The organism is Niabella soli DSM 19437, assembly GCF_000243115.2.
Taxonomy (GTDB): Bacteria; Bacteroidota; Bacteroidia; order Chitinophagales; family Chitinophagaceae; genus Niabella; species Niabella soli.
In genome coordinates this window covers 2,856,762-2,877,539 of sequence record NZ_CP007035.1, presented here as the reverse complement: position 1 = coordinate 2,877,539, position 20,778 = coordinate 2,856,762, and the positions used below count along the sequence as shown (strand labels likewise).

15 protein-coding genes are annotated in these 20,778 nt (G+C 46.7%); 9 read left to right on the top strand and 6 right to left on the bottom strand.

The genetic code is table 11. The features are described 5' to 3' along the window. The first annotated feature begins 242 nt into the window (after positions 1–242). From NIASO_RS12285 to fabG, 3 genes are all read left to right on the top strand, one after another. Positions 243–1,370, top strand: coding sequence for a family 20 glycosylhydrolase (locus NIASO_RS12285; protein ID WP_008586238.1), 1,128 nt, complete (start codon positions 243–245; stop codon positions 1,368–1,370). Positions 1,371–1,508: 138 nt separating this feature from the next. Then, complete coding sequence (locus tag NIASO_RS12280; RefSeq protein ID WP_008586235.1) at positions 1,509–3,044, top strand: HAL/PAL/TAL family ammonia-lyase; 1,536 nt, start codon at positions 1,509–1,511, stop codon at positions 3,042–3,044. Positions 3,045–3,110: 66 nt separating this feature from the next. Next, positions 3,111–3,839, top strand: coding sequence for a 3-oxoacyl-ACP reductase FabG (fabG, locus tag NIASO_RS12275; protein ID WP_008586233.1), 729 nt, complete (start codon positions 3,111–3,113; stop codon positions 3,837–3,839). Between the two features lie 235 nt (positions 3,840–4,074). Here fabG and NIASO_RS12270 read toward each other — a convergent pair whose 3' ends face one another. The 3 genes from NIASO_RS12270 to NIASO_RS12260 are packed head-to-tail and all read right to left on the bottom strand — an operon-like array spanning position 4,075 to position 6,974. Then, positions 4,075–4,353, bottom strand: a complete 279-nt coding sequence (locus NIASO_RS12270) for a hypothetical protein (RefSeq protein WP_008586231.1) — start codon at positions 4,351–4,353, stop codon at positions 4,075–4,077. Between the two features lie 2 nt (positions 4,354–4,355). Then, positions 4,356–4,664 (bottom strand): DUF1360 domain-containing protein, encoded by a 309-nt coding sequence (locus NIASO_RS12265; protein ID WP_008586229.1) that lies wholly within the window; start codon positions 4,662–4,664, stop codon positions 4,356–4,358. Continuing rightward, positions 4,665–6,974 (bottom strand): hypothetical protein, encoded by a 2,310-nt coding sequence (locus tag NIASO_RS12260; protein WP_008586227.1) that lies wholly within the window; start codon positions 6,972–6,974, stop codon positions 4,665–4,667. It abuts the gene before it with no gap. 577 nt (positions 6,975–7,551) lie between these two features. Between NIASO_RS12260 and NIASO_RS12255 the strand changes: the two genes are divergently transcribed. From NIASO_RS12255 to NIASO_RS12230, 6 genes are all read left to right on the top strand, one after another. Continuing rightward, complete coding sequence (locus tag NIASO_RS12255; RefSeq protein WP_008586224.1) at positions 7,552–9,699, top strand: heavy metal translocating P-type ATPase; 2,148 nt, start codon at positions 7,552–7,554, stop codon at positions 9,697–9,699. 269 nt (positions 9,700–9,968) lie between these two features. Then, positions 9,969–11,885 (top strand): RecQ family ATP-dependent DNA helicase, encoded by a 1,917-nt coding sequence (locus NIASO_RS12250; RefSeq protein WP_008586222.1) that lies wholly within the window; start codon positions 9,969–9,971, stop codon positions 11,883–11,885. A gap of 112 nt (positions 11,886–11,997) precedes the next feature. Then, positions 11,998–13,242 (top strand): beta-ketoacyl-ACP synthase II, encoded by a 1,245-nt coding sequence (gene fabF / locus NIASO_RS12245; protein WP_008586220.1) that lies wholly within the window; start codon positions 11,998–12,000, stop codon positions 13,240–13,242. 3 nt (positions 13,243–13,245) lie between these two features. Then, positions 13,246–13,830 (top strand): hypothetical protein, encoded by a 585-nt coding sequence (locus NIASO_RS12240; RefSeq protein ID WP_008586218.1) that lies wholly within the window; start codon positions 13,246–13,248, stop codon positions 13,828–13,830. A 374-nt stretch (positions 13,831–14,204) separates the two neighbouring features. Beyond that, on the top strand, positions 14,205–15,179 hold the full coding sequence (locus tag NIASO_RS12235; protein WP_008586216.1) for a ribonucleotide-diphosphate reductase subunit beta: 975 nt from the start codon (positions 14,205–14,207) through the stop codon (positions 15,177–15,179). Between the two features lie 138 nt (positions 15,180–15,317). Continuing rightward, entirely contained in the window at positions 15,318–16,964 is a 1,647-nt protein-coding gene (locus NIASO_RS12230) for a ribonucleoside-diphosphate reductase subunit alpha (protein WP_008586214.1), read from the top strand. A gap of 469 nt (positions 16,965–17,433) precedes the next feature. On the opposite strand, the gene NIASO_RS12225 is transcribed toward NIASO_RS12230, so the two are convergent. The 3 genes from NIASO_RS12225 to NIASO_RS12215 all read right to left on the bottom strand — a co-directional run bounded on the left by NIASO_RS12225 (position 17,434) and on the right by NIASO_RS12215 (position 20,515). Continuing rightward, a complete protein-coding gene (locus NIASO_RS12225; protein ID WP_008586212.1) occupies positions 17,434–18,810 on the bottom strand; it encodes a LutB/LldF family L-lactate oxidation iron-sulfur protein in 1,377 nt (458 codons plus the stop codon). Between the two features lie 194 nt (positions 18,811–19,004). Further along, a complete protein-coding gene (locus tag NIASO_RS12220; protein WP_008586211.1) occupies positions 19,005–20,036 on the bottom strand; it encodes a BtrH N-terminal domain-containing protein in 1,032 nt (343 codons plus the stop codon). Positions 20,037–20,113: 77 nt separating this feature from the next. After that, positions 20,114–20,515, bottom strand: coding sequence for a hypothetical protein (locus tag NIASO_RS12215; protein WP_008586209.1), 402 nt, complete (start codon positions 20,513–20,515; stop codon positions 20,114–20,116). Positions 20,516–20,778: the final 263 nt, after the last annotated feature.

The following is a 20,778-nucleotide window of genomic DNA, read 5'->3' as shown; positions in this document are numbered from 1 at the left end:
TTCGCAGCTTTTCGCCTTTGGCGAAGCGTTGGTAAGCGGCGTGGTGCCAGTAGTGCAACAGTTGAAGAGTGCGACGCAACCAAATTTCATAGCAGCACTGCAGCCGGGCGCGTAATAATTGCTACAGCGCAATTTCAAGCGGCAATGCCTGTTTTCCCGGTAAGGAAAAATAAAAAGGGGCGCCGTCGCCGGTGTGCCTTCGACCATTTATCTAATAAGCAAAATTTTGCGTAGATTAGTGTATGAGAACAATTGCCTTCCGATATTTTTTGCTTGTATGCTGTTTCCTCTGTTTATTTTTTGCCAGATCCGGCGCCCAAAACAATCCGGATAGCCTGTTGCCTGTCCGCGGGTTCTGTATTGAAGCGCCACGCCCCTCAGGAGTAGACTCGTTTGTTACGTTTATAAATAATGAGCTGGCGCCGAGAAAAGTAAATACATTGGTTTTACGGATCGATTTCAACTACCAGTTTAAGAGCCATCCCGAGCTGCGGGACACTATCGCTTTATCGCTGCAGGATGTAAAAAAAATGGTAGCGGCCTGTAGCAATAATCATATTAAAATAATACCGCAGATCAATCTCCTGGGGCACCAGTCCTGGGCTAACAAAACGTATAACCTGCTGAAACAGTATCCTGAATTTGATGAAACGCCCTGGGTGAAAATGCCTGAAAAATATGCCTGGCCGAATGCCGATGGCCTGTATTGCAAAAGCTACTGCTCGCGGCATCCACGGGTGCATAAAATAGTATTTGCACTGGTCGATGAAATATGCGATGCTTTTGAAACCGATGCCTTTCATGCGGGAATGGATGAAGTGTTTTACATTGGTGAATCAGGGTGCCGGCGTTGCCGCAAAAAGGATAAAGCGGTTCTATTTGCTGATGAGGTAAGGCGGGTCAGGGACCATCTGGCGCTGTCAAAAAGAACGCTCTGGATATGGGGCGACCGGATGCTGGATGCCACTACCACCGGTTTGGGAATCTGGGAGGCCAGCCAGAATCATACACAGGCGGCGATAGATCTGGTACCTAAGGATATTGTCGTTTGCGACTGGCATTATGATCGTGCAGATAAGACGCCCGTGTATTTTGCCATGAAAGGGTTTAAGGTCGTTACCTGCCCCTGGCGCAATCCGGATGTTGCCGTGCAGCAACTGAACGATATGGTCAATTTCAGGAATACGGCCACTCAACAGCTAAAACCCCTTTTTTATGGCATGATGCAAACGATCTGGTCGCACAACGCCGATTTTTTGAAGGAGTTCTACAATAAAACGCCGGATGCTTCCGGCCAGAATAAGACCCAATGGGCCTGTTTTACAAAACTGTATGATGGAATTCAAAACCTTGGGGAGCGGGTAAAATGATTTTTGAAAATGCTTTTCTGGATGTTAGGAAGGGAGCAATGGAGCATAAACAACTGTGCCCCGGCCTGAACAATTATTTTGATACCCGCGAGATATTTCGTTTTTTTGCCGCTTGTTTAACCAATTTTTAAATAGAAAATGATCAAAGTAGGAGGAGAACGGCTTTCATTGCAGGATTTTAATGCTGTTATTATAGAAGGCCAGCCTATTACATTGGATACGGAAGCCTTACAACGCGTAAACACCAGTTTTGAATTTTTAAAACAATTTTCCAGCAACAAATTGATCTACGGCATCAATACTGGTTTTGGACCTATGGCGCAGTATAAGATCAGCGAGGAAAACATTCTGGAACTGCAATATAACCTGATCCGCAGTCATAGCAGCGGCGGTGGAAATGTTTTGAAACCCCTGTTGGGCAAAGCGGTACTATTGGCCAGGTTAAACAATTTAATGCAGGGCTATTCCGGCATTGATCCCAAATTGCCGCAACTGATAGCGGCCATGATCAACAGCAACCTGATCCCCTGCATCTTTGAGCATGGGGGCGTGGGCGCCAGCGGCGATCTGGTGCAACTGGCCCATCTGGCGTTGGGTATTATCGGTGAGGGAGAGGTTTGGTTTGAAGAAACGATACAACCGGCGGCGGCGGCGTTTCAAAAAGCAGGGCTGGAACCGTTAAAAGTACAGGTGCGCGAAGGTCTGGCGCTGATCAACGGCACGTCGGCCATGACCGGTGTTGGCCTGCTTAATTTGTTGCAGGCGCAGCAATTGCTGAACTGGGCGGTGATGCTCTCCGCCATGACCAACGAGCTCATGGAAGTATATGACGACCACTACTCGCACGAACTGAATAGTGTAAAACATCATACGGGGCAGCAGCATATTGCACGGATGATGCGTGCCCTGCTTAGCGATAGCAAACTGATCCGCAGCCGCTCCGAACATTTATACAACCCTGATAATATTCAGCACGATGTATTTGAAGACAAAGTACAGGAGTATTATTCGCTGCGCTGTATTACACAGGTCTTGGGGCCGGTGTATGATACACTGGCGCATACAGAAGAAACGGTGGTAAATGAGCTCAATTCTGTTAATGATAACCCCGTGGTGGATGTGGCCAGTCATAATATTTTCCATGGTGGTAATTTTCACGGCGATTATGTCTCCTTCGAGATGGATAAATTAAAGATCGCCATTACTAAATTAACCATGCTGAGCGAGCGGCAGTTGAATTATTTATTGAATGCACGGCTGAATCAGAAATTTCCGCCGTTTGTGAACCTTGGAGTACTGGGGCTTAATTTTGGTATGCAGGGTATCCAGTTTACGGCAACTTCCACAACAGCGGAAAATCAGACCCTGTCGTTTCCCATGTATGTGCATAGTATTCCCAATAATAACGACAACCAGGATATTGTAAGCATGGGATACAACAGTGCAGAACTGGCTAAAAAAGTTATTAGCAACGGGTACGAAGTGTTGGCAATACAGGCCATGACCGTGCTGCAGGCGATTGACTTCCTTGACAAAAAGGAGCTGATGGCAGCAAAAACAAAAAAGGTGTATGAAACACTGCGCACGATCTTCCCCGAGTATGTATCGGACCGGCCGCTTTATAAAGACCTGGCAAATGTGCGTGATTTTATGAAAACGCAGCAGCCGTTTTAAAATTGTTAGTTTCTGGTTTTTCGTTTATTGTTTAAACCATAAACCAGGAACGATAAATTAAAAATTATGAACTGGGCATTAGTTACCGGAGGATCCCGTGGCATTGGCAGGGCTGTTTGTATACATCTGGCCCGGCAGGGATTCAATATTCTTATCAATTATAAAGGCAATAAAGAAAAAGCGGAAGAGACCCTGGCCGAAGTAAAAAAAGCAGGGGTTGCAAGCGAGCTGCTGGCTTTTGATGTTGCGGATCGCGGCGCGGTTCAAAAAATACTGGGCGGCTGGATGGAAGCCAATACGGACAAGACGATTGAAGTACTGGTGAACAACGCCGGCATCAAGGATGATGTATTACTGATGTGGATGAAAGATGAACAATGGGATGATGTGCTGAACACCAGCCTGGGTGGCTTTTTTAATGTTACGCGGCTTGTGGTTAACAGCATGCTGCGCCAGCGCTACGGCCGTATTATTAACGTGGTATCGCTTTCGGGGCTGAAAGGCCTGGCGGGTCAAACGAATTATTCTGCTGCTAAAGGCGGCGTTATTGCGGCCACTAAGGCATTGGCGCAGGAAGTGGGCAAAAGAAGTATTACGGTAAACGCAGTAGCTCCGGGGTTTATAAAAACAGATATGACCGGTGATATCGATGAAAACCAGATGAAGCAACTGATCCCGGCCAACCGCTTTGGAACACCGGAAGAAGTGGCGCATGCCGTTGGTTTTTTTGCAACTAAAGAAGCCGCCTATATTACGGGACAGGTGCTTTCTATTAATGGAGGGCTATACACATAATGACGCAATGTATCGCCAAAGGCGATAGAAAAGTTGCTCGAGGCTGCAAGCCTCGCACAGCAGGGTAGAAACTAACCAGGAGCCGCACAATGAAAGTTTTTTTAACATTAAGCTACTACGTTTATTAAGAAAACGGCTTAATGAGCATCTTAACCCTTAATGGTTTTGCATCCGCCACTTTGCTTTTATAGCCAGCCTCAGCCCATCATTGATCAAAATACAGACATTATAACTGTTACTGAAGGCGCTCTTTAGTCAGATTTACCTTTTTTAACAACGGTACGGCCATCATGCCCGGCGCATCCCTGTAATCGACCTTCAATACCTGATCAGGATGACTGAAATAATAACGTTTCCGGGTAATGCTGCCGGTAACGGTAAGCGCTGTTTTACCGATGTATTCAAAGGTGACATCCTGTACTTTTTTTTCTACAGCATTTTCTGCAGGCTGGTCGTAATGCCGCGCCACCACCTGTTGTTGAAATTGCTGCCGTCTATTTCCGCAATTGCACATAGTTAATCTTCTTTATAGTCCGGTAGTTCCGGAGGTGTATTATTTGAATGCGTTGTTGCCTGTTCCAACAGGCAGGCCGCTCCTGATAAGCTTAACCAATACAGGATCTTTTCAAACCAGCCATTGCCGGCGTAAAGGCCGAAGGGCGCCGCCACCCAAATACTCACACAGTAAAAGCAGTCGAGCAGGCTTCCGAAAAAACCTGCTCCTGCTGCTTTTCTGATGCGATAAATGATATCAAAAGGTCCGTCTTCTTTTGAAATCAAATGCGTCAACCGCCATACCGCCAGGCATAATAAAATAAAAACCATTTATTTTCTTTCAATATAAAAAGATGCGCTCACAGGCGAAGGGTTATCTACCCCGGAATTATACCCGTTGGTTTTCCGGATGGATGCCGACAGTCCGACGGAGATCACTCCAAACTGTTCCGTAGCCCGCAGCCAGCCGCCCATTGTTGCCGCGGGTTGCAAGGTTACGGTTACCAGCCCGCTGGTTCCGAAATCATCGGAAGTGCCGGTGTAACCCGGGCATCCGGCGGTATCGTTGATCGTCATGTCATCAATATTGGAAGCATTTGTTCCATCCTTCAGCACACCGTTTGTTACGGTTCCTGCAAGGATCGATGGTGCGGTAATATCCACTTCTATAGGGGATGGACATTTGCCTATGGATAACCCGTATGCATTTACAAAGCCCCAATCGTCTTTTGCAATGAATTGAATATTGAGCGGAGTATTCATTTCTGCGTCGGTCATTTTATATAACCCGCAGGGAAGATTTTCTATAGGAGCGGTAAACTGGACGCTGTTGATTCCATAATCCATAGCCCGGTTATGGATGTATAAGGCGATGAGATCCCTTGCGCCCGAAACCACATTATCGGCGGCATCATATCCCTCCACTAAAAAATAAACCGTGCCCGGCGTATTATTGCTGCCATCATAAAGCCCCGTATTCAGTTGCATATAACGATCCAGGTTGCTGAACTCCCAGTCGATGCCATCAAAATATACCTGCTTTTGAATATTAATATAAGTAGGCACATTCTGCGCACTGCTACCCGCGCCGCCTACATTAGGCACATTCACGGTATGGAAGAAAGGCCCTACCGGATCACCGCTGTAGTTCGGGAGGAATCGTTTGGAAAACCTTGGATGGGAATAATCCTGCTGCACAAACTGCCAGTTAACGCCGTCGCTAGAGTAGCGGATCGTATAGCGTTCAATTAAAGGATCGGAATTTGATCTTTTCAGATTGTACATACATCCTTTTACATCCACCAGTCCTGCCCATGCCGCGCAATCCACACCAAAGCCGGCCTGGTTATTATGCACGGTTATTTTCCCATCGGGACGGAGATGATTGTTGTAGCCCAGCCGCTCGAGCTGCGCAAAACTGGCATTGCTGTTTTGTGCACCGCCAATAAATACATTGCCCAGGCTGCCAATAAGATTGCCGTTGAAGCAAAGTGAAGTGGGCGGTACTTTTTCTTTGGGCAGGCAAATGTCAATTTGTTTGAGGTGCTGGATATTAAAATAAGGAGCGCTTTCAAAAACAGTATCGGATGGGTGCAGGCTGTCGGTTATTTTTACAATAACATCGGGTAAGGCCTGAACGAGGTAGTTTTCGCCGGGGGCCACATCGTGTAATATTTCATTGACCAGCTCACTCAGGGTTTGCTTAAACCGGAAAATATAATTTCCATTTATGTCGGTGATGGCGCTGCCCAAATTAGTGTGCGGTCCGTTGCCGGTATAACTTCCCCCTGCCAGTTCTGACGGGGTGCGATCGTATTCTGCAAAACTGAGCGTGAAATGCTGCGCCGCTTCAATATGACAGGTAGGCCGGATGCCATCTATAATTTTGGAGAGCGCCGCTCTTTCCTGGCTGGTAATAGCGGCACTACCTGCCGGGCTTTTTGAATAAGTAACCCGTTTTACAAAACTGGTATCGGCAAGTGCCGTTTCAGTAACCGCAGCCCTGGCGCGGGAGTTTTCTTTCAGGTTGGTGGTTTGCCGGAAAAGATTTGCAGCTTTTTCAGGGATCTGTTCTTCTCCGAGCACATTAATAACCATCGGCGTAAAATAGGGAGGTGGATCAGGTGGATTGGGTAATTTGATGTGCGGTATTCTTTCCGGGTAGTATTTGGTCAGGATAGCCCGCAGCCGGTCGTTTTCCAATGCTTTTAATAATTGGGAATACGTATCGATGACGAGGTAGCGCGGCCGGCAGGGATTGAACCGGCACAAGCCGCTATAGAGCGAAACATTGCCATAAATAATAAAATCATCAGTGGCAGCGGGTGTGGTGCAGGTAAGCACCAGGTCGTTGAAGTCACCATCGCCACCGGCATCATTGGATTCAATATCAAAAGAATAATTGGTCCCGGCCATCGTCGGAAATTTTATCCGGGTATCCGAGAGCTGAAAACCGCTTCCCGGGTCATTTTGAATGGCTATGGACCAAAGGGCCCCGGTTACATAAACTGCAGGGGTCGACGGGTCTCCCGTATAAACGCCATTTCCTGAAATGGCTCCCGTTATAATAAAACGCTGCGGGAAGGATGCAAACTTTTCTTTTACGGCCACGGTCCAGTTGCCTTGCATGGAAATAATCATAATGGTATGTTTTAGTATTTTAAAATAATTTGGAAAAACAATCGTTGTTGCAGAAGAAAATGCCGGCCGCTCTTGTTCCGGTCATCCGGCGTATATCATGCAATCATACCAGTTCAGCTAACAAACAGAGACATATTCATCCCGTTCGCGTCTTTTCCTGACGGTTTTAAAGAGAGGCGCCGGCCATCATTCCGGTAGTTCAGAGAAACAAAGTCCATTCAATATATACTGCTCTTTTAAATCGTTGCTGATACAAAGCTAATTCCCTGCAAAGGCAAAGTCAATCGCCAAATAGAGGGATGATGCGGATGTTTTGTTGATAGTAAAAGGGTGTATAGTATCGACAGCGATGAAACCTGCCCGAATGAGGTCAGGCGGGTGATAAATATGAGCTTCCCATGCTTATCGTTTGGCTGTTGACGTTTGGCATAACAATAGTTGCATTTTGAAATAATGAAAGTGACAGGGATAATTTTTGAAACCGCGTTACAATAAAAGATCGGGGTTCTGCAACATGGTTTTAATAATACAAAGGGTTACAGGCCATTCCCTTTCAGGGTTGTTATAATTTTGTGTTATGGAAATTGAAGAAAAAGTAAAATGGAAAGTAGCAGGAATGGACTGTCCTACCTGTGCACTTACCATCAATAAATATTTGGAAAAGGAAGGCATGGAAAATGTTAAAGTGAACTTCGCCACGGGCGATGTCAGCTTTGATCTGAAAGGCCAGAAGAATGAAACGGCTTTATCCAAAGGCTTGTCTGGTTTGGGGTATAGTATCGTTGAAGATCAGGAGGCCCATATGCATGACCATGCCCACGATCACGGTAAACAAGGCGGCTGGTTAAAAACCAATATGCAGCGTTTCTGGTTCTGTCTCCCGTTCACTCTGGTGCTGATGCTGCATATGCTGCCTGCCCTGCAGCATTCATGGCTGATGCAGCCCTGGATACAATTTGCCTTAACCCTGCCGGTACTAATGGTGGGTATATCTTATTTCGGTGTAAGTGCTTTCAAAAGCATCCGCAACCACATGCCCAATATGAACGTATTGGTAACCATTGGTGCATTGGCCGCGTTTGTATATAGTTTGTATGGAACGCTGACCAACCAGCACGAATATATTTTTTATGAAACCGCTGCTACCGTCATTACATTGGTGTTCCTAGGCAATTATATGGAAGAGCATACCGTTTCCTCTACACAGGCACAATTAAAAAAACTGGCACAAACGCAGCTCATTATGGCCAATATGATCGCCTATGATCATGACCATAATGAAAATATTTTCCCAGTGGAAAGTAGCGCCTTAAGAACCGGGGACCTGATATTAATTAAAAACGGGGAGCAGGTGCCTGCCGACTGTAAAATATTATGGGGCGATGCCCAGGTGAACGAAGCCATTATCACGGGTGAAAGTGTTCCCGTGGCCAAACGATCAAAAGACAAACTGATCGGCGGCAGTATTATGGTGGATGGTACCGTGAAGGCTCAGGTAACGGCTGTTGGTAAAGACAGTGTGCTGGCCGGTATCATCAATATGGTAAATGAAGCCCAGGGAGAAAAACCGCCGGTACAGCAAATGGCTGATAAGATCAGCGCTGTTTTTGTTCCGCTTGTTTTGCTGATTGCGCTGGCGGCGTTAGTGGTCAACTGGGCGATCCTGAAAGATTTTACGCCTTCCTTAATGCGTGCGATCGCGGTACTGGTCATTGCCTGCCCCTGCGCTATGGGGCTGGCCACACCTGCTGCCATAGCCGTGGGTTTGGGCCGCGGGGCGCGAAATGGCGTCCTGTTCCGCAATGCCACTACACTGGAGAATTTTAAAGACATTAAACAGATTGTTTTTGATAAAACAGGAACCTTAACCACAGGGAATTTTACCATTGCTGGTTTCAAGATCCTGGATGCTTCTATCAATGAAGAAACATTCAAAACCCTGGTGTATTCGCTCGAAAAATATTCGAATCACCCCATTGCCAAAAGTCTGGCCGGTACATGGAAAATGAATAAAGAAACCCGTTGGAAAACGATCCGGGAAGAAAAAGGGAAAGGCCTTTTTGCCACCGATAAAGCAGGGGTTGAATATGCAGCGGGTTCGTATGCTATTGTTAGCGATCCAACCATTCCGGCAGATCACAATATCTACATCACAAAAAATAGTCAGCTTATTGGTACCATTGATCTGAAAGATGAACTACGCCCGGAAGCGCGAAGCGTTGTCAACTATTTCCACAGCAAGAACATTAAAACGATTTTACTCAGTGGCGACCGGCGGTTGAAGGCGCAACAAATCGCCGATGAGCTGGGTATTGACGAAGTGATCGCTGAAAAAAAGCCGGAAGAAAAACTGACCATCATTGCTGAAAAAAATGCACAGGCTCCTACGGCCATGGTGGGGGACGGTATTAATGATGCGCCGGCGCTGGCGAAAGCCACCATTGGGATCAGCATGAGCGACGCGTCACAGATAGCCATGCAAACGGCCCAGGTGGTGCTCACCAATCATGGGTTAAAAAATCTGCCGCTGGCGATGGGTTTGGGAAAACACACTTATAAAACTATTAAAGAGAATCTTTTCTGGGCATTTGCCTATAATATTGTGGCCCTCCCTATTGCCGCTTTCGGTTTATTAACCCCAATGTTTGGCGCCCTGGTTATGGCCTTCAGCGATGTGGTGCTAGCGCTGAACAGCGGTCGTTTGGTGGTAAAGAAAGTGGTTTAATTGCCCTTAGATTTCCACAGGTTTTTTCACTGATTGCAGGAAGCGCGTTTTTCTGGGTTAATCTGTGCGATCTGCCGGGCATCGTTTCTCAGGGTGCTGCCTCCCCCTGTTTTATTGAGCGGACGTTAAAATATGGTCCCCGGTTTGCCCGGGAACAAAATCCGCATTAATTTTGAGTTATAAATAACAAACGCTTGATCAGTAGTTTAAACATAGGAAAGTATCTCAACAGCAATCATTTTAAACGAAAGCGAAACGTATAGTTTTTTATGGAACAGGCGCTGCAGGAAACGTTAAAAAATTATTTTGGTTTTGACCAATTCCGTCCATTGCAGCTTGATATTATCCGCGCCGCAATGGAGGGGAAAGATGTATTGGCTTTGATGCCTACCGGTGGTGGCAAATCGCTCTGTTATCAGGTTCCCGGGTTATTTAAAGAGGGCCTGTGCCTCGTTATTTCCCCGCTGATCGCCCTGATGAACGACCAGGTTCAGAACCTGCGCAAAAAGAATATCACTGCCTTTGCCATACATACCGGCATGGCCCGCAAGGAAGTGGTCAATGTACTCAAAACAGCCGCGCACAGCAACTGTAAGTTTTTGTATGTTTCGCCCGAGCGGCTGGAAACAAATCTTTTTAAAGAATACCTTCCTGCATTGCAGGTGAATTTCATTGCGGTAGATGAAGCACACTGCATTTCCCAATGGGGCTATGATTTTCGTCCGCCTTATCTGCGTATTGCCCGCCTGCGCGAAGAGCTGCCCGGTGTACCGGTGATTGCGCTTACCGCGTCGGCTACGCTAAAAGTGCAGGAAGACATTTGTTTGAAATTATCCCCCGAGGGAGAAAATAAATTTCTTGTTTTCAGGCAATCATTTGAGCGGCCTAATCTTTCCTTCAGCGTTTTTAAAGTCGCCAGTCGCATTCATAAGATCATTGAGGTGTTGAAAAATGTTCCGGGTTCAGCGATTATTTATTGTAAAACCCGCAAGCATACCAAGGAGATCAAAGACCTGCTGTTGCTGGAAGGGATTGCGGCCGATTACTACAATGCGGGCCTGCCGGCTGAAGAACGAACCCAAAAACAACGGGACTGGGTTCAGAACAAGACGCGTGTGATCGTTTGTACCAATGCCTTCGGAATGGGTATCGATAAGCCGGATGTGCGTACGGTGATCCATGCCGATGTGCCGGATTGCCTGGAAAATTATTACCAGGAAGCGGGCCGGGCCGGGCGGGATGGGCAAAAATCCTACGCCGTGTTGCTATACAATGAGGCCGATATGGATGCTTTACAGCAACTGCCGGAGCAGCGTTTCCCGTCAATGGAAACCATTCGTAATGTGTATGGTGGTGTGGTTAGTTACCTGCAATTGCCCGAAGGAGAGGCCCCGGGCGAGTTTTATGACTTTGACCTGAAGGATTTTATAAAAAAATTCGGACTGGACATAACTTCCGCTATTTACAGTTTAAAAGCCCTGGAGCAGGATGGCTGGCTGACCTTTAATGAACAGGTTTTTATACCGGCTACCGTGCGCTTTACGGCTTACAAGGAAAGCCTCTACGAATATGAAGCTACGCATGCAGACCTGGAGCCGCTGATTAAAACGCTTTTACGAACCTATGAAGGGATCTACGATTACCCGATCGGTATTTCTGAAAGTTATATTGCCTACCTCATGAAAACAGATGCTTCAATGGTGAAGGAGCAATTGTTCCGGATCCATGCGGATGGGATTATTGATTACCAGCCCCGCAAGGAAGATCCGCAGCTCATGCTGACCCGCACGCGCATAAAAATAGCGGAGTTACAGATCAACACAAAGAATTATACCGCCCGGAAACGGCTGTTTGCGGAACGCGTAATCCAAATGAGCGATTATACAGTTGCCGAAAAAGAATGTCGCAGCAAAATAATCGGTAATTATTTTGGCGATGCCGACATCAAAGATTGTGGTGTCTGCGATAATTGTTTAAAACGAAGAAATAACCAATTGACCCGTGAGGTTTTTGAATCCATCCAAACTACGATAAGGGAAACACTTACAGAACCTTGCACGATACCGCAGCTTATGGCACAATTACAGGGTACCGATAAAGACCACATTTGGACGGTGATCAACTTTCTTACACGTGAAGAAAAAATACAAATGCTGGAAGATGGGAAGATCAGTTGGAGGAAATAACGATCCCGTTGCAGGAGGCTTTTCAAACGCCCCTACTGCACACCTGACAGATAAAATTTCGTATTAAAAATTTTTATACGAAATTCCATCCTGCAAAACTAAAAATTATAAGATGAAAAGAGTTGTTATTACCGGATTGGGGGCGTTAACGCCTATAGGGAACAATGTTCCTGATCTTTGGCAATCGATGATCAACGGTGTCAGTGGAGCGGCGCCCATTACCCGGTTTGATGCTTCTAAGTTTAAAACCCGGTTTGCCTGCGAGGTAAAAAATTTTGACCCGCTCCATCATATTGAAAAGGCAGAGGCCCGGCGCTATGATGTTTATACGCAATACGCGCTGATTACCGTGGCCGAGGCCGTAAAAAATGCAGGCATTAGCTTTGAGCAACTGAACCGGGACCGCATTGGTGTGATCTGGGGATCGGGCAATGGCGGTATACAAACGTTTCAGCAACAGGTGATGGAGTTTGCCCATGGAGATGGTACCCCCCGGTTCAACCCGTTTTTTATTCCGAAGATGATCGTGGACATCGCCTCCGGAGTGATCTCTATAAAATACGGACTGCGCGGGATCAATTTTACCACCGTTTCTGCTTGCGCCACTTCCAATACCGCGCTTATTGATGCCTTCAACTATATCCGCTGGGGAAAGGCAGATATGATCATTTCCGGTGGTTCCGAAGCGGCGATCAATGAATGTGGCATCGGCGGTTTTAATGCGGCAAAAGCATTATCTACCAATAATGAACAGGCGGCTACCGCCTCCCGGCCCTTTGATGTATCGCGCGATGGTTTTGTAATGGGTGAGGGAGCCGGAGCCTTAATACTGGAAGAACTGGAACATGCCAAAAAGCGTGGGGCGCCAATCATTGCCGAGATCGTCGGCGGCGGCATGGCGGCCGACGCCTATCATCTTACCGGTACCCACCCCGAAGGAGAAGGCGCGCGGCTGGGTATGCTGGCTGCGCTGGATGACGCGGGCCTTACCCCAAAAGATATTGATTATTTAAATGCACATGCCACCTCCACGCATCAGGGTGATTTAAGTGAACTGAAAGCAGCAGAACGGGTATTTGGACGGGAGAGCGCTATCAACATCAGCGCTACCAAATCCATGACGGGGCATTTATTAGGGGCTGCGGGCGCTGTGGAAGCCATCGCCTGTATTAAGGCCGTGGCGACTAACATCGTGCCGCCTACCATCAATGCTGTAGATATTGAACCGGAGTACAAAGATGTGTTTAACCTTACCCTGCATCATGCGCAACACAGGGAAATACGATATGCCATGAGTAATACCTTCGGTTTTGGCGGACATATTGCAACGGCTGTTTTCCGGAAATATGAGGACTAACGCATGAATAATACGGAAACAAGAAGCCGCGGGCAGGTGGTAAGGGGGCGTGGCGTTGGCACGCTGGTTGGCGCGCGCATCGGTTTTTTTTGGATGTGCTACGGATTAGTCCGGTTGCCGAAAACTGCCGGCGCGCTACTTGCTGTTATCAGTGTGGTGATCTGTTTTGGTATTATAAGATACGCAACCGGGCTTATTAAGATCAGCAAAACAATGCCCCCGCCCGTTGCCCCGGAAAGCAGGGCCAATCGCAAAGTGCGACTGCTTTTCTGGCTCAATTTCATTATTGAAATTATTTTGCTGAATATTGTTTTTCAGTTGCTGACGAACGGCTCTTTAGAGGACTACCTGATCCCTGCAATTTCTATTATTGTGGGCATTCATTTTGTGCCAATGGCCTTCTTTATGAAAGTGCGGCCCTACTTTTTTTGCGCCGCTGCATTGGTTGTTTGTGCTGTAATCACAATGGTGCTGCTACAATTAAAAGTAGCTTCAGTCGATTTTTTGGCGGCAATAGAAGCCATCGCAAACGCCATTATATTGTGGGCAACGGCTGCACAAAAAATGCTATATAAACAAGCGTATTAACGTTCAGTAAATCTGTCCATACCTGTTAGGTTTTATAAACCTAACAGGTATTTTTTTGTTATAATGTGCTGACTATAAAATAGGAAAATTATGGGAAAGGGGCGGGGAAATGCTTCAATTCTGAAGGTAAAATATTTCCACAGGCTGTGTATAACAACTTTATATTGTCTGGATTTTATATGATTAATTTGTAGTCGGCTTTTTTGATAAACCGGCGCGCTGGTTTACTGCCAAAGAGCCTTTCCAGTATCTCGTTTGTGATGCTTTCAGGGTGAAAAGCAGTAGGTTGTCCCGGAGGGGGGTGAGGTTTCTCCGGCGGCATATCGTTGCCTCTATAACCCTTTAAAAAACTGATTTTTAAAGAACAATATATTATGGGCTTATTTGATAAACGTATTAATTATAAACCCTTCGAGTATCCGGAGGTCTTGAAATTTACCGAAGCGATCAACAAATCGTTCTGGGTACATTCTGAAGTGGATTTTACAGCCGATGTGCAGGATTTTCACAGCCATTTGAACGTAGCGCAGCGTAATGCCATTAAGAACAGTCTGCTGGCCATTGCGCAGATCGAAGTGGCGGTAAAATCGTTCTGGGGCAATTTGTACAACCACATGCCAAAGCCGGAGTTGAACGGGCTGGGCAGTACGTTTGCCGAATGCGAGTTTCGTCATTCAGAGGCTTATTCCCGTCTGTTGGAAGTGCTGGGATATAATGATGAGTTCTCAAAACTGATCCATGAGCCGGTGATCGCAGAGCGGATCCAATATCTCTCGGAAGCGTTAAAAGATGCCAAATCTTCCGATCCCCGGGAATATACCCTGTCGCTGATCCTGTTCTCGATCCTGATCGAAAACGTTTCCCTTTTCAGCCAGTTTGCTATCATCCTTTCCTTTACCCGTTTCCGCGGGCTGATGAAGAATGTGAGCAATATCATTGCCTGGACCTCTGTTGATGAACAAATACATGCCAATGCCGGTGTGTACCTGATCAATAAAATAAAAGAAGAATACCCGGAACTGATCGATGAAGCCATGCAATACCGCATTATGGCCCTGGTACGGGATTCTATTGCCGTGGAAAGCAAAATTATCGACTGGATCTTTAGCGAAGGCGAAATTGATACCATCAATAAAACCGACCTGCTGAACTTTATGAAGTTCCGCGTGGATGAAAGTTTTGAAAAACTGGGTTTCCCCAAACAGTTCAATGTGACGTTGGAGCAATACCGCCCGATGCAGTGGTTTGAAGAAGAAGTGTTTGCCAACAGCCTGGACGACTTTTTTGCCAAACGCCCGGTAGAATACACCAAGCACGACAAGAGCATTACCTACAACGATCTTTTTTAAGATGCAGTGGGTTTGATGCCCCGTGACCGGAACGATGAAGAGTGCGACGCAACCGGGATGCCCTCTGCATTACAGCTGGGGAAAAAATAAAAGTGTAGGGCAACAAGAAACAATAAACCTCAAACAAGAAATTTATATATGGAAAGGCTTTGGTGGAAAAACGAAGAAAGTGAGCAGATACTGAACAGGGGCTACCTGTTGAACGGAGAAACCGTAGAGAAAGCGATCGACCGGGTATGCAGCGCGGCGGCGCAGCGCCTGTATAAGCCGGAACTGAAGGACGCCTTTAAAGAAATGGTGGAGAATGGCTGGATGAGCTTCAGCTCCCCCATCTGGGCCAATATGGGAACGGAAAGAGGATTGCCCATTTCCTGTTTTAACGTGCATATGCCGGATCATATCGAAGGCATTACACATAAACTGGGCGAAGTGATCATGCAAACCAAGATCGGTGGGGGCACTTCTGCCTATTTTGGTTCCCTGCGCGGGCGGGGCAGTGCGGTTACCGATAATGGTAAAAGCAGCGGTGCGGTAAGCTTTATGCGCCTGTTTGATACCGCAATGGATACGATTTCACAGGGTGGAGTGCGCCGCGGGGCATTTGCCGCTTACCTGGATATTGACCATCCGGATATTTCTGAGTTTTTAAATATTAAAGATATCGGGCATCCCATACAGAACCTGTTTACCGGCGTTTGTGTGTCGGATTACTGGATGCAGGAAATGATCGATGGAGATATTGCCAAGCGCGAAATATGGGCGCGGGTATTGGAAAGCCGCCAGCAAAAGGGATTGCCGTATATTTTTTATACGGATAATGTGAATCGCAATAAACCCCAGGTATATAAAGACCAGAACCTTACGGTGCACGGAAGCAACCTGTGCTCGGAGATCATGCTGCCTTCTACAGAGGACGAATCGTTTATCTGTTGTTTGTCTTCTCTTAACCTGGAATTGTATGATGAGTGGAAAGATACCGATGCCATCAAGCTGGCCGTGTTCTTTTTAGATGCAGTACTGCAGGAATTTATTGCCAAAACAGAAGGCAACCACTATCTGGCTAATGCCAACCGTTTTGCAAAACGGCACCGGGCGCTTGGGCTGGGTGTTTTGGGCTGGCACTCTTATTTGCAGCGCAACATGATCGCCTTTGAAAGTATGAAGGCGAAGCAATTGACGCACTCGATCTTTGCTGAATTGCAGGAAAAAACAGAAAAAGCAACCATAGAGCTGGCCCGCATTTATGGGGAACCGGACCTGCTTAAAGGTTATGGCCGCCGCAATACTACGGTTATGGCCATTGCGCCCACTACTTCTTCCTCCGCAATTCTGGGACAATCTTCTCCGGGAATTGAGCCCTTTGTAAGCAATTATTACAAAGCGGGTTTGTCAAAAGGAAACTTCATCCGTAAAAACAAATACCTGAAAGCGTTGCTGGAAGAAAAAGGATTGGATACAGAAGATGTGTGGCGCAGTATTATGCTGAACCACGGCAGCGTGCAGCACGTAGAGGGTTTAACCGAGCATGAAAAAGATGTGTTCAAGACCTTCCGTGAGATCAGCCAGTTGGAGATCATTCAGCAGGCTTCTATCCGCCAGAAGTTTGTAGACCAGGGCCAGAGCCTGAACCTGAACATTCCTCCGGGATTGCCGGTGAAAGAAGTGAACAAGCTGCTGATTGAGGCCTGGAAGCTGGGCGTAAAAACCCTGTATTACCAGCGCAGCCAGTCGGTTTCCAAAGAGCTGGTGAACACACTTACCGTGTGTAGCAGTTGTGAATCGTAAAGAGAAGACGTATATGGGTTACTTGTAAAGTGGCGTATAGTATCGTGAAACGATAAACATCAGAAGCTCACGTTTCACTTTTGACATTTCACGATTAAGTAACCGTTGGATATAAAAATTGAAAGTGCAGGATCAGGGTTCTGCACTTTTTTTGTGCGGGCTGCGGGACTGTAATAGAAAGAAGCATCATCTCGACGAGGAAGACTTTGCCTGACGAGGAGAGATCTCCTACTTAAAAAAAAAGTATTGCAACTTACTTTGCTGATATAAGAATGGGATTCCTCTCTTCGCTTCGTTCGGAATGACGGTTTCAGAGGGCAGGAGGCAAATTTCTATGTGTCGCTATTGTCCCAGTGTCCCGCCCAGGTAACTTGTGGGACAAGGAGACCTGTGCGACGGTAAGGAAGAGTTCCTTCACTTCGCTTTGCTTCGTTCAGGATGACGTTTTACATTCCTTATTTTACGTTTCTCATTTCTTATTCTTCTCCTTCCATTGTTCGTTGAACGACTCTTTGGGAAATTTCAGCTTGCTGTGGTTCCTGGTCCAGGCGCCGGCAACGGCGTTAATAAAGGAAGTTTTCATATTGCCATTGGCTATATTCATCATGCCGCGCTTTAGCATGGCGGTCTTCCAGAGTTTCCAGGATATTTTTTCTACTACGGGTGCATAGCCTTCTTCTACTGCTTCGTGCCGGTTTTCCAGCAGCAGTTCGTGCAGGTTGATCTTCACCGCGCACACTTCGGTGCAATTACCACAAAGAGAGGAGGCATGGCTCAGGTGTTTCCACTCCTTCATATCTTTTAAATGCGGGGTGATCACCGAACCAATAGGGCCGCTGTAAGTGGTGTTATACGTATGTCCGCCAATATTTTTATACACGGGGCAGGCATTTAAGCAGGCGCCGCAGCGGATGCAGTACAAGGCCTCGCGCGCTTTTTCATTGGCCAGCATTTTGGTGCGGCCATTATCTAAAAGGATAATATACATTTCATCAGGGCCATCGGTTTCGCCTTCCTGCCGGGGGCCGGTAACAACGGTGCTGTAGGAGGTAATACGCTGGCCCGTTCCAAAACTGCTGAGCAGCGGCCAGAACAGCGCCAGGTCGGTTAGGGAAGGGATCACTTTTTCAATACCTGCTACTACGATATGTGTTTTGGGCATCGAGCAGCTCAGGCGGGCATTGCCTTCGTTTTCGGTGATAGCGATGCCTCCGATATCGGCAATTAAAAAATTAGCACCGGTAACGCCTACTTCGGCATCCATATATTTTTGCCGCAGTTTTTCTCGCGCCGTAAGCGTTAACTGCTCAGCGCTGTCATTGGGGTCGGTGCCCAGTTTTTCAGCAAAAAGCTGTGCAATCTGTTCCCGGCTTTTGTGCATGGCCGGAGTTACAATATGGTAAGGTGGTTCGCCGTCCAGTTGCTGAATATATTCACCCAGGTCGGTTTCCACACTTTCAATATTATGTTTAGCCAGGTGATCGTTCAGGTGTAGTTCCTCGGTAACCATGCTTTTGCTTTTTACCAGGGTCTTGCAGTTTTTTTCTTTACAGATCTCCAGGATCGCTTCGTTAGCCTGTCTGGCATCTTCGCACCAGATCACTTTAGCGCCGCGTTTGGTAATATTAGCTTCGAAGTTTTCCAGTGTCTGGTCCAGCACTTCAATGGCCTTCCATTTTAAATTTTTGGCCCGTTCGCGCGCCAGGTTAAGGTCTGCAAACTGCTCCTGCCCGCCGGGAACAGCGGCATTATATTTAGCGATGTTAAAATTGATCACTTTGCGGTGATCCCGGTCAAACGCTTTTTCTTTGCTTTTCTTCTGAAAGATGGAGGATGATTGCGACATAGTATTTGAATGCAGCAAATTTAATCCAAAAGAGACTAATGCGGGAATGTGAAAGCGTTAAATTCTGTTCCCGGTTACAGGTTGCTGGTTACAGGTAGGGCCCATTCGGACAACGGGCTTTTCGCCTTGAATGCTTAACGCGGAATGCTTGATGCTTAATGCCGGCGCTAACTTGTAACCTGAAACCTGCAACTTCACTTCGCTTTTTTGATCAGTGCTTTCAATTGCTGAAAGGCCTGTTTTTCCAGCGCCGAAATTTCGATCAGGCGATCACCCATATTGTCATAATCAGCCTGTGTGGTTAACCGGCCTTTATAAATACCCGACGCCTGTATGGCCGCATCGCGCCATTTATCACCGGCAGCGGTAAATTGTTTCGACAGATCCAGCAATTCATCCATATGCAGGTACTGCCTTGCCTGCTGCAGAAAAGCGCCATAGATAAAACGGAAACCGCCGCCGCCGGTACCAATTTCTTCCTGCATGCGTACTAATTGTGCCAGGTAGCTGCGGGCCTTTTGGTCCCCCAGTTTTTCTTTCCATTTTTTTATCTGTTTCCCGGTATAAGCAATGCCGCTGACACCCCCAAAATTCCCCGGAATATGCAGCATGTCCCGGCAATTGCGCTTAATGCCGGTAATGATCGCCTGGCGGAGTTGCTCATCCGTGGCTTCTTTCAGATTGTCGCCGGGGTAATACATTTGTCCACGTGGGGCAAAAGCGCCTTTAGCAAAACGAACACGCTCCAGTTCATAACTGTTCAATGATACCAGTCCTTCCATAATAGGGTCGCTGATGATATAGTTGTCATCCCGTTTGTCCACCACGATCAGGTTATGCGCATTAAAATGAAAGCGGTATTCTTTGGGGAAGTAGGTCAGGTAAAAAACCCCTACCTGGCAGGCGGTAGGTTTGCCGGCACGCAACCGCTCGTCCAGTTCTGCCATTGCTTTTTCGTGGGAGCGGTATTTCTTACGGGTCACCGGAATGCCTAAGGATTTACAGGTGCGTTTAAAAATTAATCCCGGCATAGTGCGGAAGGAAATCGCGGGTCCGCCATTTACTTTCATAAAGGGCAATTGAATATAAAACAGTCCCGAGCCGATGCCGAAAACAAGCGGCTCGGTTAATTTATGCACGCCATAATGGGCCAATAAAGCAGTGGTGACGCCATTTTCACAATGAGCAGCCTGGAGGTGGTTGAAATTTGCTGTTTGAGATTCCAAGTTATATCGTTTATGGTTTATAGTTCATAGTCCATAGTTCATAGCAGCACCATGAACTATGAGCCATTAGTCATGACCTATTTGTTAAAAGGATTTTTCAGTTCTTCAACGGACACTTCAAAAAGTGCTGCGTATTTTTTTAAATTTTCTTCTGAAAGTTTTTGAAAGCCGGATGGTTTTAAATGTTTTTTTATGGTCCATTTCCAATGGCCCATATAGGAGGCCAAAATGCCGGGATCCATGATCTTTTTCTCCATAAAATAAAGCAGGGGGCTGGCTTCGCCGCTTAATACTTTTTGTTTGGCTGTTTCGATCTTTTCTTCCACATCATGCCAGGCCACATTCAGCGCTTCGGTTTTCACCTCCCAGCCGGTACTTTGCGCGGTGGCATAGTTGCCCTGCTCGTCCACTATATAGGTCACTTCTTTGGCAATTTTGCCCAAGGCACCCTCATCCTGCGGAATTTCTTCTTTTTTCATTTTTATTTTTGATCGGGCTTTTGAATTACTATCAGCGCCTGTTGTGTCACTCCCTGCATCGTCCGGCAATCCTACTCAATTTTTCGCGTTTTAATGCTGTTGTCACAAAAACTGATTCCCTACAAATTTAAGCAATTTTGAAAAGGTATTTAGTGTGTCAAAATAGAGAGTGTAAGGCTCACAGATGGCGCAGATTTAAAAAGCCTCGCGTCCTGGCGCCTTCGCGGTTAAATAGTTTCAGAAACAAACAGCTATAATCGGGA